This is a genomic window from Streptomyces sp. NPDC052107 (assembly GCF_040680215.1).
GTDB lineage: Bacteria > Actinomycetota > Actinomycetes > Streptomycetales > Streptomycetaceae > Streptomyces.
The window spans coordinates 158,718-174,033 of the sequence record NZ_JBFAWG010000014.1 but is presented as its reverse complement, the minus strand read 5'-3'; the positions used below and the strand labels follow the sequence as shown (position 1 = coordinate 174,033).

The following is a 15,316-nucleotide window of genomic DNA, read 5'->3' as shown; positions in this document are numbered from 1 at the left end:
AGGCGCCAGTGTGCCCGGCATGGAGGTGTGTGCGATGCGTCGCGTTCGCTATGAATCAACCGGCGGCCCGCTGTTCCTGGAGGAGGCACCCGTCCCCGAGCCCGGGCCCGGGGAGCTGCTGGTGCGCTGCGCGGCGGTCGGGATCACCCTGCCCGTGGTCCGCAAGGTCACCGAGGCGGCCGAGCCCATGGCGCTGGGCGGCGAGATCGCCGGCGAGGTGGTGGCGGTGGGCGAGGGCGTGACGCGCTTCCGGCCGGGCGAGCGGGTGACCGGGCTGTGCTTCGGGCACGGGTACGCCGACTTCGCCCTGCTGCACGAGGCCATGGCCTCTCCGGTACCGGACGGCACCGACGCCGTGGACGCGGTCGCGCTGGTGCGCAGCGGCCTGGTGGCGTTCGGCGCGCTGGAGGCGGCGCACCCGGTGCCGGGCGAGGCCGTGCTGGTCACCGCGGCGGCGAGCGGGGTCGGCCACCTGGCCGTGCAGCTGGCACGGGCGCGGGGTGCGGGATGGGTGGTGGGGGCCGTGTCCGACCCCGGCAAGGCGGAGTTCGTCCGCTCGCTCGGCGCGGACGACTGTATTCAGTATGGCGACGACAGCTGGGGAGATCCCGTCGACTGTGTCCTGGATGCCGTCGGCGGTGACCTGCTCACCCGAGCCCTCGCCGCCCTGGCCCCGCACGGCCGCCTCGTCGCCTACAGCTCCGGCGGCGGCACCGTCCAGGCGTACGACCTGCTGGTGGGTGCCAAGTCGGTGATCGGGTTCCAGATGGCCCTGATCGCCCGCGGCCGGCCGGACCTGTACGAGCGGTGGCGCCGGGAGCTGTGGCGGCTGTTCGCCGAAGGCGTCCTGAAGCCCGCCGTGCACGCCGAGTTCGCGCTGGAGGACGCGGCCGAGGCACATGACGTGATCGAGCGGCGGGCCAACCTGGGCAAGGTCGTGCTGCGCCCGTAGGCCCTTCTCGGGCTCCTTGTGCTGCACGCTTCTTGTGAGGCGACCTGACCCCAACTACCGTCGATGGGGCGCACGTTGGACATGGGATGTCCGGATGTCCGGATGTCCGCCGACGAAGGGCAGGTCGCACATGCCGTCAGGTCTTCGCGCCCGTCTCAGAGCCGTACTCGCCACCGCCCTCACCACGGCGGCACTGCTCCTGGTGCCCCTCGCAACCCCCCACCCGGCACACGCTCAATCCCCCGCAAGCAATCCCGAGTTCGAGCAGCAGATCCTCTTCAAGGCGTCCCAGGACCCCGGCTACGCCTGCTTCCGCATACCGGCGATCGTGAAGACGACCGACGGCACCCTGCTGGCGTTCGCCGAGGGCCGGGTCCTCAACTGCGGGGACGCCGCCGACATCGACATCGTGGTCAAGCGCTCCACCGACGGCGGCCGCACCTGGGGCCCGTTGCAGGTGGTCAACGAGGGCGCCGGCGACACGCACGGCAACCCGGCGCCGATCGTGGACCGCGTGACGGGCCGGGTCTGGCTGGCGGAGACGTACAACACCGGCCGTACCGACAGCGCCAGCTGCTCGGTCCCCTGCGACCGCACCCCGCACCTGCAGTACAGCGACGACGACGGCCGGACCTGGTCCGTGCCGCGCGATCTGAGCCCGGAGATCCTGCCCGCCGACTGGAACTCCTGGTACGCGACCGGGCCGGTGCACGGCATCCAGCTCACCCGGGGCCGGTACGCGGGCCGGCTGGTCTTCGGGGTCAACACCGAGACCTGGGACGGCAGCCGGATCACCGCCAACCACGCGGCCCTGATCGTGAGCGACGACCACGGCGGCCACTGGCGGATCGGTGCCGGCGACACCTGGCCCATCGCCGACGACGGCACCTTCCGGCAGAAGCCGTCCGAACTGACCCTCGCCGAGCGCGGCGACGGCTCCGTCCTGGTCAGCGGGCGCGAGCAGGACGGCACCGACCTCGGCCACCGTACCCAGGCGGTCAGCCGCGACGGCGGCGACAGCTTCACCGCGCCCTTCCGCGACCTGCCCGACCTGTACACCCCGCAGGTCCAGGGTTCGATGCTGCGCCTCGGCGACCGCCTTCTGCTCGCCTGCCCCGCCGACCCCGACCGGCGGCGCACCATGATGATCCGCTCCTCCTACGACGGCGGCCGCACCTGGGACAGCGTGGACCGCGGCACCGTCGTCACCACGGACTGGTCCGGCTACTCCGACCTGGTCCGCGCCGACGCGGACACGGTGGGCCTGATCTACGAGGGCGGCGCGGTGGACGCCCGCGACGAGATCCGCTTCGCCCGCTTCACCGAGGACTGGCTCGCCCCGCGCCGCGGCCCGGACCCGGTCACCGCCGACCTCGCCCCGCACGCCCGCCCGGCCGCGGTGCTCGGCGGCGCCGAGGAGACGGACGGGGTCTTCGGCGGCGCGCTGCGGTTCGACGGCACCGACGACGCCGTACGCCTGCCCTTCCGCGCCGAGCTGCCGCTGGGGACGAAGGACTTCACGGCGTCCCTGTGGTTCCGCTACACGGCCACGACCGGTGAGCAGCCGCTGCTGTGGATGGGCGGGATCGGCACCACCCAGCCGCAGGTCTGGGTGCGCGGGGAGCCGGCGAACCACCGTATACAGGGGCTGATCACGGTGCGGAACGGGGCGATCGCGCCGCAGACCACCTTTGTGCGCACGGATACCGCATACAACGACGGCCAGTGGCATCACCTCGTGCTGCGCCGGGGCGACGGCCGGCTGACGTTGTTCGTCGACGGTATGCAGTGGTCCGTCGCCGACATACCGGGGTCCGTCAGCCGTAACTCCCCCTTCGGCGTGCACATCGGTCAGCGCATGGACAGCCGGGCCTTCTTCACCGGCGCCATCGACGAGGTGCACGTCTGGGACCGGGCGCTCACCGACACGGAACTGTCGGACCCGAAGGCGCTCAGGTCACCGAAGGACACGGTGCTGTGGCTGCCTCTGGACCAGGTGAGCGGCGGCTGACACGCCGACGCCGGCGCCCGGGACCTCCTGCGGCTCCCGGGCCCGGCGCTTGGCGATGACCGCGCACACCATCAGCTGCATCTGGTGGAACAGCATCAGCGGCAGCACGGCGAGCGAGGCGTGGGCACCGAACAGGACGCTGGCCATCGGGAGCCCGGAGGCGAGGGACTTCTTCGACCCGGCGAACTGGATGGCGATCCGGTCCTTCCGGCCGAAGCCGAGCGCCTTGCCGCCGTACCAGGTCAGCAGGAGCATCACGGCGAGCAGGGCGGCCTCGACGGCGAGCAGCCCGCCGAGCCGGGCGGGGCTGACCTGGTGCCAGATGCCCCGGGTCATGCCCTCGCTGAAGGCGGTGTAGACGACCAGCAGGATCGAGCCGCGGTCGACCAGCCCGAGCACCTTCCTGTGCCGGGCGACGAAGCCGCCGATCCAACGGCGCAGCACTTGACCGGCCAGGAACGGCACCAGCAGCTGGAGCACGATCTTGACCAGTGAGTCGGCGGAGAACCCGCCCCCGCTGCTGCCGAGGAGCCCGGCCGCCAGCAGCGGGGTGAAGACGATGCCGATGAGCGAGGAGAAGGAGCCCGCGCAGATGGCCGCCGGGACGTTTCCCCGGGCGATCGAGGTGAACGCGATGGACGACTGGATCGTGGACGGCACCAGCGTCAGGAACAGCAGTCCCTGGTAGAGCGGCTGGGTCAGCAGCACCGGCACCAGACCGCGCGCCGCCAGTCCGACCACCGGGAAGAGGACGAAGGTGCAGACCAGCACGGTGACATGGAGCCGCCAGTGGCGCAGCCCGTCCAGCACCTCCCGGGTGGAGAGCCGGGCGCCGTAGAGGAAGAAGAGGAGGGCGATCGCGGTCGTCGACGCGCCCGAGGCCACGTCGGAGGCGGTGCCCCGGGCCGGCAGCAGCGCGGCCAGGCCCACGGTCCCGAGCAGCAGGAGGATGTATGGGTCGATCGGCATCCAACTCGGCCAGCGCAGGCGTTTCACAGTGCTCCGATTCATGTGCTTTCCTTCGCGGGCCCGCAGGAGCCCCATCCATCTTCCTCCTCCGACCGCTGATCGGGAATCCCACATGCCACTCTGACTGTCATCATGATCTGCGATATCCGGTTAGGCTGCCCGTTGTGTACGACCCGACGCAGCTGCGCACCTTCCTCGCCGTGGCCCAGACGCTGAGCTTCACGCAGGCCGCGCGCCGTCTGGGGCTGCGCCAGTCGACGGTCAGCCAGCATGTACGCCGGCTGGAGGAAGCGACCGGGCGGCAGCTGTTCACCCGGGACACCCATTCCGTGGAGCTGACCGAGGACGGCGAGGCGATGCTGGGCTTCGCCCGCCGGATCCTGCAGGTCCACGAGCAGGCGACGGCGTTCTTCACCGGCACGCGGGTGCGCGGCCGGCTGCGGTTCGGCGCGTCCGAGGACTTCGTGCTCACCCGGCTGCCGGAGATCCTGGAGGGCTTCCGCTACGACCATCCGGAGGTCGACCTGGAGCTGACCGTGGAGCTGTCCGGCACCCTGCACGAGCAGCTGGCCGCCGGGAAGCTGGACCTGGTCCTGGCCAAGCGGCGCCCGGAGGACCCCCGGGGCGAACTTGTCTGGCGCGACGACCTGGTGTGGATCGGCGCCGAGCGGCTGCACCTGGACGCGGACCGGCCCGTCCCGCTGATCGTCTATCCGCCGCCCGGCATCACCCGGGCGCGCGCGCTGGAGGCGCTGGAGCACGAGGGCCGCAACTGGCGGATCGTGTGCACCAGTGGCAGCCTCAACGGCCTGATCGCGGCGGCCCGCGCCGGGCTCGGCGTGATGGCCCACTCCCGGCGCCTGATCCCGCCCGGCCTGTTCCGCCTGCCGGACCGCGCCGGGCTGCCCGACCTGGGCAAGGTCGACTTCGTCCTGGTCCACGGCCGCCGCCGGGGCACGGCGGAGGAAGCGGCACACGCGCTGGCCATGGCCGTCCTGGCGGGTGGGGAGCGGCTGCGGCGGCGGAGCGGCTGACGTCTCGTGGCCTGGCGCGGCGGCGCACCGGCCGTCAGCGGGGCATCGGGTGCCTCAGCTGCTCGACCCGGCGCGGGAACGGCGTGGTCTCCACCTGCTGCATTCCCCCCAGCCGGCGAGGGGACGCTGAGGTGGGCGTGGGCCAGTGGGGCGACGACGAGGCCGGACGGTCCGGCCGTCGCGCAGACCCAGGCCGTCTCCTCATGCGCGGCCAGGACCTCACCGACGGAGTGCAGGGCGGCCGGCGAGGCGGTGATCGACAGCGCGGCGACGACTCGACGGCCGAGGATCTCCGCCTGGTGCTCGACGTCGGTGTATACGGGTATATCGCCCCGGCGGCGCGCAGGCCGGCCGGCCGACGCCTGACCGAGGACTCCGAGCGGCGCGGCCCACGCGCCCGGCCGGCGGCGGAGCCGATGCGTCGCGCGGCGGCTTCCCGGTGCACACCCAGCTCGCCGCGTTCGCCTCGGGTCTGAACGGCGCGCCGGCGGCGGGTTTTGCCGGCACGGTCGCGGGCGCTGGTGCTGCTGCTGGCGCGGGCGGCCCGACCCGCGCAGCGGAAGGTGTGCGGGGCGGAGGCGGAGACGGCGGGGTCGGCGCACCACTGACCATGGGGCGCGGCGGCGAGGGCGGCCCCGGGACGTGCGCCGGGGCCGCTTTCGCCGGCGTACGACCGCCGGTCAGGCCCGCGCCGCGTATGGGGCGATCGGTACCGTGTGCGCCGTAATCGCCGCGTACAGATTCGGTGGAGATTACGGCACCGAAACTTACTGACCCGTCAGTATTGTGTCCGGCCCTTCCCCATGTGCGGGCATTTTCCGGTCACTGGCCGAGGGAAACGTGAGGTTTGCTCGGTTTCCGGACCCCTCCCGTCCGGTGACGGCGTGGGGTAGCTTTCACCGCGCTGTGCCGAGCGTCACGGGCGTGACCGAGCAGCGAGGATCGGGGAGCGAGGTTTGCGCGAGTTCACCAACCCGCCGCTCACGACGGCACCGCCGGTGGGCGGTCTGGCCGACGTGGTGTTCGAGCATGCCCTGACGGACCCGACACACGTCGCTCTCGGCCGCAAAGACGCTGCCGGGCAGTGGCGGGAGGTGACCTCCGCCGAGTTCCGCGACGAGGTCATGGCCCTCGCCAAGGGCCTCCTCGCCCGCGGCATCCGCTTCGGCGACCGCGTCGCCATCATGTCCCGCACCCGCTACGAGTGGACCCTGTTCGACTTCGCCCTGTGGTCGATCGGCGCCCAGGTGGTGCCCGTCTACCCCACGTCCTCGGCCGAGCAGTGCTTCTGGATGCTCTACGACGCCGAGGTGTCCGCGGCGATCGTGGAGCACGAGGACCACGCGATGACCATCGCCACGGTCATCGACCGCCTCCCGCAGTTGCGCCAGCTGTGGCAGCTGGACTCCGGCTGTGTGCAGGAGCTGTACGACGCCGGGGCGCATCTGGACGACGAACTGGTGCACCGGCACCGGCAGGCGGTCACCGCGGACTCGATCGCCACCATCATCTACACCTCGGGTACCACCGGCCGCCCCAAGGGCTGTGTCCTCTCGCACGCCAACTTCATGTACGAGGCGGACACGATGATCCAGCGCTGGCAGCCGGTGTTCCACACCAAGAAGGACGACGAGGCCTCGACGCTGCTGTTCCTGCCGCTCGCGCACGTCTTCGGGCGGATGGTGGAGGTCGCCGCGATCCGCGGCCGGGTCCGGTTCGGGCACCAGCCGCAGCTGAACGCCGCCGCCCTGCTGCCCGACCTGCAGGCGTTCAAGCCGACCTTCATCCTGGCGGTGCCGTACATCTTCGAGAAGGTGTTCAACGCGGCCCGCCGGAAGGCGGAGAAGGACGGCAAGTCGGGGCCGTTCGAGAAGGCGGTCGACATCGCGGTGAAGTACGCGGAGGCCGTGGAGGCCAAGGCGTGGGGCACCGGGCCCGGCCCGTCGGCGGGGCTGCGCATGCAGCACCAGTTCTTCGACAAGGTCGTGTACTCCAAGGTCCGCGCGGCGATGGGCGGTCGTATACGGAATGCGATGTCCGGCGGTTCGGCGATGGACCGCCGGCTGGGGCTGTTCTTCGCGGGCGCCGGTGTGCAGATCTACGAGGGCTACGGCCTGACCGAGTCGACGGCCGCGGCCACCGCCAACCCGCCCGAGCGCACCCGCTACGGCACCGTCGGCCAGGCCATCCCCGGCGTGACCGTGCACATCGCCGACGACGGCGAGATCTGGCTCTACGGCGGAAACGTTTTCCAGGGCTATCTGAACAACCCGAAGGCCAGCGACGAGACCCTGCACGACGGCTGGCTGGCCACCGGCGACCTCGGTTCGCTCGACGAGGACGGCTATCTGACCATCACCGGCCGCAAGAAGGAGATCCTGGTGACCTCCGGCGGCAAGAGCGTCTCCCCCGGTGTGCTGGAGGAGCGGGTCCGCGAGCATCCGCTGGTCAACCAGTGCATCGTCGTCGGCAACGACCGCCCCTACATCGCCGCCCTGGTCACCCTCGACCAGGAGGCCGTCGAGCACTGGCTGCAGATGCGCGGAAAGCCGCGGATGACCCCGGTCCAGCTGGTGCGCGACCCGGACCTGGAGACGGAGGTGCGGCGGGCGGTGGTCGCCGCCAACACCCTCGTCTCCCAGGCCGAGTCGATCCGTACCTTCCGCATCCTGGCGCAGCCGTTCACCGAGGAACACGGCCTGCTGACGCCGTCGTTGAAGCTGAAGCGGAGGGCGATCGAGAAGACGTACGGCAACGAGGTCGAGGCCCTCTACCGGACGTGAGACATCTGATGGGGCGTCAACTGATCGTCAGCTTGAAGATCTTGTCGGATCCGTCGGCGGCACCTCCGTTGTTGTCGCAGTTGGTGGTGGACAGCCACAGCTGGTCGGCGCCCGGCACCTTGGTGACCGTGCGCAGCCGGCCGTAGGTGCCGACGTAGTACGCGCTCGGTGTGCCGACGCTCTCCGTGTCGCCGGTGATGGGGATGCGCCACAGGCGTTCGCCGCGCAGGGACGCCATGTAGATGACGTTGCGGACGATGGCGATGCCGCTCGGCGAGGCCTCGGAGACGTTCCAGGTGGCCTTGGGGTTGGTCATGCCGGCGACGTTGCAGCTGCCCTCGCAGGTGGGCCAGCCGTAGTTCGCTCCGGGCTTGATGAGGTTGAGTTCGTCCTTGGAGCTGTTGCCGAACTCCGCCTCCCACAACCGGCCGTTGCGGTCGAAGGCGAGGCCCTGCGGGTTGCGGTGGCCGTATGAGTAGACGTAATTGCCGAAGGGGTTGCCGGGGGCCGGTTTGCCGTCGGTGGTCATGCGCAGGATCTTGCCGTTGAGGGAGTTCTTGTCCTGCGCGAGGTCGGGCTGCTGGGCCTCGCCGGTGGAGACGTACAGGTAGCCTTCGGGGCCGAAGGCGAGGCGGCCGCCGTTGTGGTAGCGGTTCTTCTTGATGCCCTGGAGCAGGACCTTGTAGTCGCTGAGCTTCGTTCCGTCGAAGGTCATGCGGACCACGCGGTTGCCCTCGGACGCGGTGTGCATGAAGTAGACGAAGTGGTTGGACTCCCACTTGGGGTCGACGGCGACGCCGAGCAGACCGCCCTCACCGTTGGTGGTGACGGCGCCCGGAACCGTGCCCACCTGCGTCTTCGTGCCGCTCTTGGTCAGCTTCCACACCCGGAAGTCGTCCCGCTCGGTGACCAGGGCGGACTGGCCGTCGGGCATCCAGTAGGTGCCCCAGGGGATGGTCCAGCCGGTGGAGAGCGTGGCGATGGAGGACGGGACACCGCCGTCGGTGGCGCAGGCCTTGGTGGTGAAGGAGACCGTGTTGCTGGGCGCGGAGACATTGCCGGCGGCGTCACGGGCGACGACGTTCAGGCTGTACGGGCTGTCGCAGGCGAGCCCGGTGAGCGTGGTGGACGTACCGCTGGTGACGGTCTTGTAGACGGTGGTGTCGCTGCGCACGTCGTAGGCGGTGACGGCGCGGTCGTCGGTGGAGGCGCCCCAGGTGAGGTCGACGGTGTTCGATGTGATGTCGGCTGTATGCAACGTGCCGGGTGCGGTCGGCGGTGTGGTGTCGGAGCTGGGCTTGGTGGTGCAGTCGACGACCGGGCTGGCGGGCGAGGTGTTGCCGGCCGCGTCACGGGCGATGACCGTGAGGTCGTAGGTGGTGTTCGGGGCGAGCCCGGTCAGCGTCTTCGAGGTCGCGCTGCCCGGCGCCTCGCCGATCTTGTTGCCGTGCTCGTAGAGGTCGTACGCCGCGACGCCCACGTCGTCCGTCGACGCGCCCCAGGACAGGGTCAGGCGATCCTCGCCGATGTCCGAGCAGGAGGGCTGCCCGGGGCGGGTGGGGGCCTGGGCGTCGCTCGGCGTGCCGAGGCTCATGCGGTCGAGGTTGGGGCCGCCGTTCGCGGTGGTGGCCGTCGCGCGGATCTTGTTGCTGCCGGCCTTCAGCGTGACGTTCACGGTTTTGGCCGCCCAGGTGTTCCAGTCCGCCGTGCCCGGGAAGGCGACGGCGGGCGCGACGACGGCGCCGTTGACGGCGAGGTCCATCGGCCGGTCGGCTGCGGTGCCGTTGGCGTACCGCAGGGTGAGCGACGCGGGCCCGGCGGCGGTGGCGCCGACCGTGAACTCCACGTAGGAGCCCTTGATGTTGGTGTAGTCGACGAATCCGGTGCCTGTGAAACCGGTGTGGTTGGTGGCGACGATGCCCTGGGAGATCAGGGCGTCCTCGGCCTGGTAGTCGGTGGCGGCGAGGGCGGTGCCCTGGCTCAGGCCGGCCAGGGGCAGTGCGAGGGCCGCGGCGAGGCCGTACGGCAGTACTCTCGTGAGATGCATGGGTGTGTCCCCTATTTTCCCCTCAGCCCGTGTACTGGGTGAAGATCTTGAGGTAGTCGTACGGCTGCTGCGCCACGCCGCTGCAGGAGTCGCCGTCGGTGCCGGAGCCGCAGGGGCGGTCGCGGTTGGCGGACCAGTAGGTGAGGCGCGCGATGTGGTGCTGCCGGGCGTAGGCGAGCATGGTCCGGAAGTCGGCGACGCGGACGCGCTCACCGGAGTCGTCCGTCTTGCCGTTCATGGACGACAGGCCGATGTGGGCGTAGGCGGTGGTGTCGTCGTAACCGTAGGCCGCCTTGACCCGGGCCTTGAGGCCCTCCATGGCCTGGGTGGTGAGGGTGCCCATGTTCGTGGTGCCGCCGCCGAAGTCGAACGGCATGACGCACCAGACGTCGTTCGCCAGGCCGGACCTTGCCGCACGCTTGATCATGTCGACGCCGGCCGCGTCGGGGCCGCTGGTGGTGGTGCCGAAGGTGATGACCGTCTTCAGGCCGGGATTGTTCGCCTTCACGGTCTTGAGGGCGTCGACGACACGCTGGCGGACGGTGGCGTTCGACCATTCGGTGTTCTCGATGTCGATGTCGAGCGCCTTCAGCCGGTACGCGTTGATCACTTTCTGATAGGCGCCGGCCAGCGCGGAGGCGCTGGAGCACTTCTCCCCCAGCTTGGCGCCGCTCCAGCCGCCGACGGAGACGATCACATCGCCGCCCGCGGATCGTATGCGGTCGACCGTCGACTGGTCGGTGCCGCCGGTCAGCGGCCGGGTGCCGTCCCACTTGGGATTGCAGGTGCCGTCGGAGAGCACGAAGGCGAGGGTGAACCACTTGACGCCGGTCGCCGACATCACCTTGGTCGGGTCGGGCGGATCCCCCCAGCCCAGGTACTCGTACGGGGCGACGGCCATGCCGGGGGACGCCGCGAGTGCCTTCGCGGCGGCGGTGGGTCTGACCCGGACGAGCCGGGTCTCGCCGGGGCGGAGGGTCGCGCCGTAGGAGCCGGCGACCGGGCCCTTGTGGGCGCCGGACCACAGGTCGGTGACGTCACCGGAGCCGGTGAAGCCGACCTCGGACCAGTTCACGGTGACCGTGGCGCTGCCGGAGGTTCCGGTGTTGAACAGGGCCACCACGTAGGCGCCGTCGCTCTCCCGCTTACTCCAGACCTGCTTCACACCGCTCTTCACGATCCGTTTCGCCGCGACCCCGTCCTGGTCGACGCCGATCAGCCGGTCGTTGGTGAGCATCGCCTTGTCGACGGAGTCCAGGTGGGTGAGGTCGGTGCCGAGCAGCAGCGGGGCCGCCGCCATCGCCCACAGCGTGAAGTGGGAGCGGCGCTGGTCGGACGTGAGGCCCGCCTGGTCGCCGTTGCCGATCTCCAGCGAGTCCAGGTCGTTCCAGCCGCCGGGGCCGGCGTACGGCTGCCAGGACGCGGCCGAGTCGAAGCGCTTGGAGACGTGGGACCAGTCGGTGAGCGGATAACCGCTGCCGTTGGGGCCGGGGCCGCAGTAGCACTCCACGTCGCCCTGGGTGCGCCAGCTGTTGGCGAGCTTGCGCCAGGTGGATGCGTCGGCGATCGGGAGGTTGTTGGACAGCGCGAAGTTGATGGGCCGTCCGGTGGCGCGCAGCGCCTTGTCCCAGGCCTGGACGTCGGCGACGTCCTGGCTGCCCACGCCGTCGATCTTCAGGTAGTCGACTCCCCAGGAGGCGAACTGCCTGGCCCAGGAGTTCACGAACTCCTGGGCGCCCGGCCTGGAGTAGTCGATGGAGTACATGTTCCTGCAGTTGTAGTTCTTCTCGGTCTTCGAGGTGTCCGCGATGTCCTTCGCGTGGTACGGCGTCCCTTGGATCGGGGTGTTCTTCATGACGGCGTTCTTGGCGATGCCGGGCGTCACGTAGAAGCCGAACCTCAGGCCCTTGGAGTGGACGTAGTCGGCGAGGGTCTTGATGCCGTCCGGGAACTTGGCCGTATCGACGGCCCAGCGGCCGTAGGTGTCCACGGCGAAGCCGTTGCCGTCGCACCTCTGCCAGAAGTCGTCGAGGTTGACGTCGACGAAGCCGTGGTTCTTCAGGCCGCTGGAGACCAGCGCGTCGGCCTGAGCCTTGATCTTCGCCTCGGTCGGCTGACGGCGTACGAAGCTCCAGCTGCTCCAGCCCATGGCGGGCCGCAGCGACTGGCCGTTGTCGGAGGCGGCCGCGGGGTGGGCGGTGCCGGCGAGGGGCACCGCGGCGGCCACGAGCAGCCCGGCCGTCGCCGTCGTCAGGGTTCTGAGCCGGGTCATGGACGTCCCTTCGGGGCGGGTGTGGCGTAGGAGGTGCCGATCCAGGCCTCGTCGATCCGCAGCCGCTGGTAGCGGGTGGTGTCGCTGGAGGCGGCCCAGGTGGAGTCGACCTCGACGCGGACGTAGCGGGCCGTCGTGGCGGTCAGGTCGATGCCCTGGATCCCACGGGCGCTGGGGAGTTGACCGGTCTTCACCGGGCTGCGCCAGTTCTTGCCGTCGTCGCTGAGGTAGACCTTGTAGGCCTTGATCCGCGCGGACTGTTCGGTGGCCGAGCGGGCGTAGGCGACGGAGTCCTCGCGCTGGTTCAGCCCGATGTACTGCACCTTCTTCGCCGCTGCGAGGTCGAAGGTGACGTTGACCGGGAGCGTCTTGTCGTTGTCCCAGTAGGTGAGGTGGTCGCCGTCGCCGGCGGCCGATCCGGAGTGGCCGCTCGCGGACGTGCTCGCGGTGACCTTGACGCCGGTCGCGATGCCCTGGCGGCCCGCGGTGATCACCTTGAAGACGGTGTCGTACGGGTCCCAGCCGCCGAGGCCGCTGAGGGTCAGCACCCCGCCGGACTGCGACCACGAAACCGGCGCTCCGGTGCGGAGGCTGGTGACCGAGGCGATGCGGTAACCGTTGTCGCGGATGCGCAGGGTGCCGGTGCTCGGCGGGGTCAGGACGTGGATGTACTGCCGGTTCGGGTCGTCCTTGGCGACGGTGGTGACGCCGTGGGCGCCGTCGTTCCAGAAGCCGGGCTTGAGGCCGCCGTACATGTAGCCGCCGCCCTCGGTGCCGCGCAGGGACTCCCAGATCTTGTCGAGGTAGGAGTTCGCGAAGTTGTTGAAGTCCGCCTGGTTCGACGGGAACTTCCCGTTGACCTCGGCGGTTTCCGCCATGAGTGCCTTCACCGACGAGCCTGCGTTGGTGACCAGCCGGCCGAGGGCGAGCATCTTGTCGACGGTCGGGTTCGAGCCGTCGTACCACCAGGCGCCGGTCGACGGCAGCTTGAAGTCCGCCTCGGTCAGGCGGGGTTGGGCGGTGTAGATCGCCTGCGGGTAGTCGTAGGCGGGCGTCATCCCCGTCTTCTGCTCATTGCTGATCATGTCCATGATCGGCGTGTCTTCGTTGTTGTTGCTGAGCGTGTAGTTCGGGCGCTTCTGGTAGATCTGCGCGTAGAGGTTGTGGCTCTCCCAGTACGCGTTGTCGTTGTCGATCCAGAAGCCGCCGAGGTCGGGATAATGGTCCATGACCTCGAAGAAGTTGTCGTAGGAGAACTGCCCGAAGCCGTCGCGGGTGGTCAGGTCGACATCCTTGCCCTTGTAGGCGGAGTAGGCGGCCGAGTCGAGCCATTCGTGGCCGCCCTCGTCGTGCCACTGCGGGTCGTCGGTCATGTAGAGGATGACCTTCATGCCCTTGGCCTTGGCGGCGTTGATCAGCTCACCGAGGAAGTCCCGCTTGGTGGAGCAGGAACCGGGGATCTTCGACGGCCAGGGGCGGGCGTAGCCGAGCCGGCTGTGGAAGGTCGCCAGCACGATGTACTGCGTGTGCAGCTTCTGGGCCTCGTGCACCCAGTAGTCGGGCGTCCAGCCGCCGCTGGTGACGTCCTTCTCCCAGGCGGAGCAGCCGGTGTGGACGGGGGCGGTGCGCAGGCCCCAGTGCAGGAACAGGCCGCCGACGGAGGCGCGCAGGAAGGCCTGGCGGGGGTTCTCGACGTCCCGGGGGCGTACCTGTGTCGCACAGTTCTGGCTGGATCCGCTCGCCGACACACGCAGGGCGCCGCCGGTGCTGGTGTGGCTGTCGCTGACGCAGTAGCCGGTGACGGACTGGAAGCCGAGGTCGTGAGGTGAGTTGCTGCCCTGCTGCGCTGTGAACCGGGTCAACCGGATGCCGCTCGCCGCGTTGGCGATGAGTGCGGGCCGTCCGTCGTCGGCGGCATACCGCACACTGCTGTCGGTGAACTGTATGCCGTCGGCATTGTGCAGATACCAGCCGTACGCCGGCCTGGTCCCGATGCTCTTCGGGTTGTAGTCCTTCGGGTCGTTGCTCGGCACACCGGTGGACATGGTGCCGTTGCCGCCTGGGACCGTGATGTCGACATGGTTGAAGGAGACGTTGCTGATGCGGTGGCCGTTCTCGCCCCACACCGTCGGGCTGAAGGACGGGCTGTTGCCGGTGGCCGTGACGTTGTCGTACGTGATGTCACTGATCGATCCGACACCGGGACTGTCTCCGCACCGTTTGCGCGTGCCGATCTTCTGCGTGATCGGCGAGTGCACGTTGGTCATGGTGATGTCGCGGTAGTGGACGACGGAGATCTTCGCGCCGTCCATGGAGACCATGCCGAGCCCGGACTTGCCGGCGCCCTCGATACGGATCTTCTCGAACTGGTAGTCGGAGAAGTCGCCGCAGGTCTCGGAGCCGAACATCAGGGCGTTGCAGCAGCGCGCCGACAACACCGAATCGCTCACGCGCACATGGCCGTTGGGGAGCTTGGCGCCGAGGGCGTAGTCGCTCTTGAAGACCAGGGCGTCGTCGTTGGCCGCGATGTGCGCGTTGGTAATCGTCACATTCGTGGTGGAGATGACGTTCCAGCCGTCGCGGTCGCTCGCGGTGTCGATGGTCAGGTGGTCGGAGACGACGTTCGTGCAGCCGTTGATCAGGACGGCGAAGTGGCCGCCGCGGCGCAGGGTGAGGCCGTCGCCGAGGCGGAGTCCGTCGCAGCGGGTCAGCGACAGGATCTTGTCGGCCTGGCCGGACTTCGGGTTGCCGGTGATCAGGCTCCCGGCGCCGTCGATGACCCCGCCGCCGGTGAAACCGATGTCGGTCAGCCGGTCGCCGTAGATCATCGCGTTGTGGAAGTGGCTGTGCCCGTAGTCCTGGTACTTGTCGTTCGGGTTGGACTCGGGCGGGTCGTAGGTACCGGCGGAGGAACCCTGGAGGGTGGCGCCCTTGTCGACCTGGAGCGTCACATGGCTCTTCATGTGGATGGTGTTCTTGGACTTGTAGGCGCCGGCCGGGAAGCGGACGGTGCCGCCGCCCGCCGCGTTGGCCGCGGTGATGGCCTTGTCGATGGCGGGGGTGTCGTTGGTCGAGCCGTCGCCCTTGGCGCCGTAGTCGCGCACGTCGTACACGGTTGCCCGGTGTGGCGTGTGCGGGGCCGCGAGGGCGGCGGGGTGGGTGAGGCCGAGGACGACGGCGAGGACGCACAGCACGATCGCCGCCGCCCGTCTCGGGTCGGCGATGGCGGGTTTCACGAGTCCGCTCCT

8 protein-coding genes are annotated in these 15,316 nt (G+C 69.9%); 4 read left to right on the top strand and 4 right to left on the bottom strand.

Annotated elements, in window-relative coordinates:
- The first annotated feature begins 34 nt into the window (after positions 1-34).
- Both AB0M27_RS18545 and AB0M27_RS18540 read left to right on the top strand, forming a co-directional pair.
- Positions 35-952 (top strand): zinc-binding dehydrogenase, encoded by a 918-nt coding sequence (locus tag AB0M27_RS18545; protein ID WP_365722924.1) that lies wholly within the window; start codon positions 35-37, stop codon positions 950-952.
- A gap of 130 nt (positions 953-1,082) precedes the next feature.
- Positions 1,083-2,963 (top strand): sialidase family protein, encoded by a 1,881-nt coding sequence (locus AB0M27_RS18540; protein WP_365722923.1) that lies wholly within the window; start codon positions 1,083-1,085, stop codon positions 2,961-2,963.
- On the opposite strand, the gene AB0M27_RS18535 is transcribed toward AB0M27_RS18540, so the two are convergent.
- Positions 2,910-3,974 carry a bile acid:sodium symporter family protein gene (locus AB0M27_RS18535; protein ID WP_365722922.1) on the bottom strand — a complete coding sequence of 355 codons (1,065 nt, stop codon included), beginning with the start codon at positions 3,972-3,974 and terminating at the stop codon, positions 2,910-2,912. The genes AB0M27_RS18540 and AB0M27_RS18535 overlap by 54 nt on opposite strands.
- 122 nt (positions 3,975-4,096) lie before the next feature.
- Between AB0M27_RS18535 and AB0M27_RS18530 the strand changes: the two genes are divergently transcribed.
- A complete protein-coding gene (locus tag AB0M27_RS18530; RefSeq protein ID WP_365722921.1) occupies positions 4,097-4,966 on the top strand; it encodes a LysR substrate-binding domain-containing protein in 870 nt (289 codons plus the stop codon).
- Between the two features lie 956 nt (positions 4,967-5,922).
- Positions 5,923-7,749 carry an AMP-dependent synthetase/ligase gene (locus AB0M27_RS18525; RefSeq protein WP_365722920.1) on the top strand — a complete coding sequence of 609 codons (1,827 nt, stop codon included), beginning with the start codon at positions 5,923-5,925 and terminating at the stop codon, positions 7,747-7,749.
- Positions 7,750-7,765: 16 nt separating this feature from the next.
- Here AB0M27_RS18525 and AB0M27_RS18520 read toward each other — a convergent pair whose 3' ends face one another.
- From AB0M27_RS18520 to AB0M27_RS18510, 3 genes are read right to left on the bottom strand one after another with little or no spacing between them, the layout of a single operon-like run.
- A complete protein-coding gene (locus AB0M27_RS18520; protein ID WP_365722919.1) occupies positions 7,766-9,796 on the bottom strand; it encodes a PQQ-dependent sugar dehydrogenase in 2,031 nt (676 codons plus the stop codon).
- Positions 9,797-9,818: 22 nt separating this feature from the next.
- Positions 9,819-12,068 (bottom strand): alpha-galactosidase, encoded by a 2,250-nt coding sequence (locus AB0M27_RS18515; protein WP_365722918.1) that lies wholly within the window; start codon positions 12,066-12,068, stop codon positions 9,819-9,821.
- Positions 12,065-15,304 carry a glycosyl hydrolase family 28 protein gene (locus AB0M27_RS18510; RefSeq protein ID WP_365722917.1) on the bottom strand — a complete coding sequence of 1,080 codons (3,240 nt, stop codon included), beginning with the start codon at positions 15,302-15,304 and terminating at the stop codon, positions 12,065-12,067. Before AB0M27_RS18510 ends, AB0M27_RS18515 begins: the two co-directional genes overlap by 4 nt.
- Positions 15,305-15,316 lie beyond the last annotated feature (12 nt).

Excerpts from the sequence above, each read along its gene's own strand:
- AB0M27_RS18540 (WP_365722923.1), top strand. The coding sequence starts at position 1,083 with ATGCCGTCAGGTCTTCGCGCCCGTCTCAGAGCCGTACTCGCCACCGCC.
- AB0M27_RS18545 (WP_365722924.1), top strand. The coding sequence starts at position 35 with ATGCGTCGCGTTCGCTATGAATCAACCGGCGGCCCGCTGTTCCTGGAG.
- AB0M27_RS18515 (WP_365722918.1), bottom strand. The coding sequence starts at position 12,068 with ATGACCCGGCTCAGAACCCTGACGACGGCGACGGCCGGGCTGCTCGTG.
- AB0M27_RS18520 (WP_365722919.1), bottom strand. The coding sequence starts at position 9,796 with ATGCATCTCACGAGAGTACTGCCGTACGGCCTCGCCGCGGCCCTCGCA.
- AB0M27_RS18535 (WP_365722922.1), bottom strand. The coding sequence starts at position 3,974 with ATGAATCGGAGCACTGTGAAACGCCTGCGCTGGCCGAGTTGGATGCCG.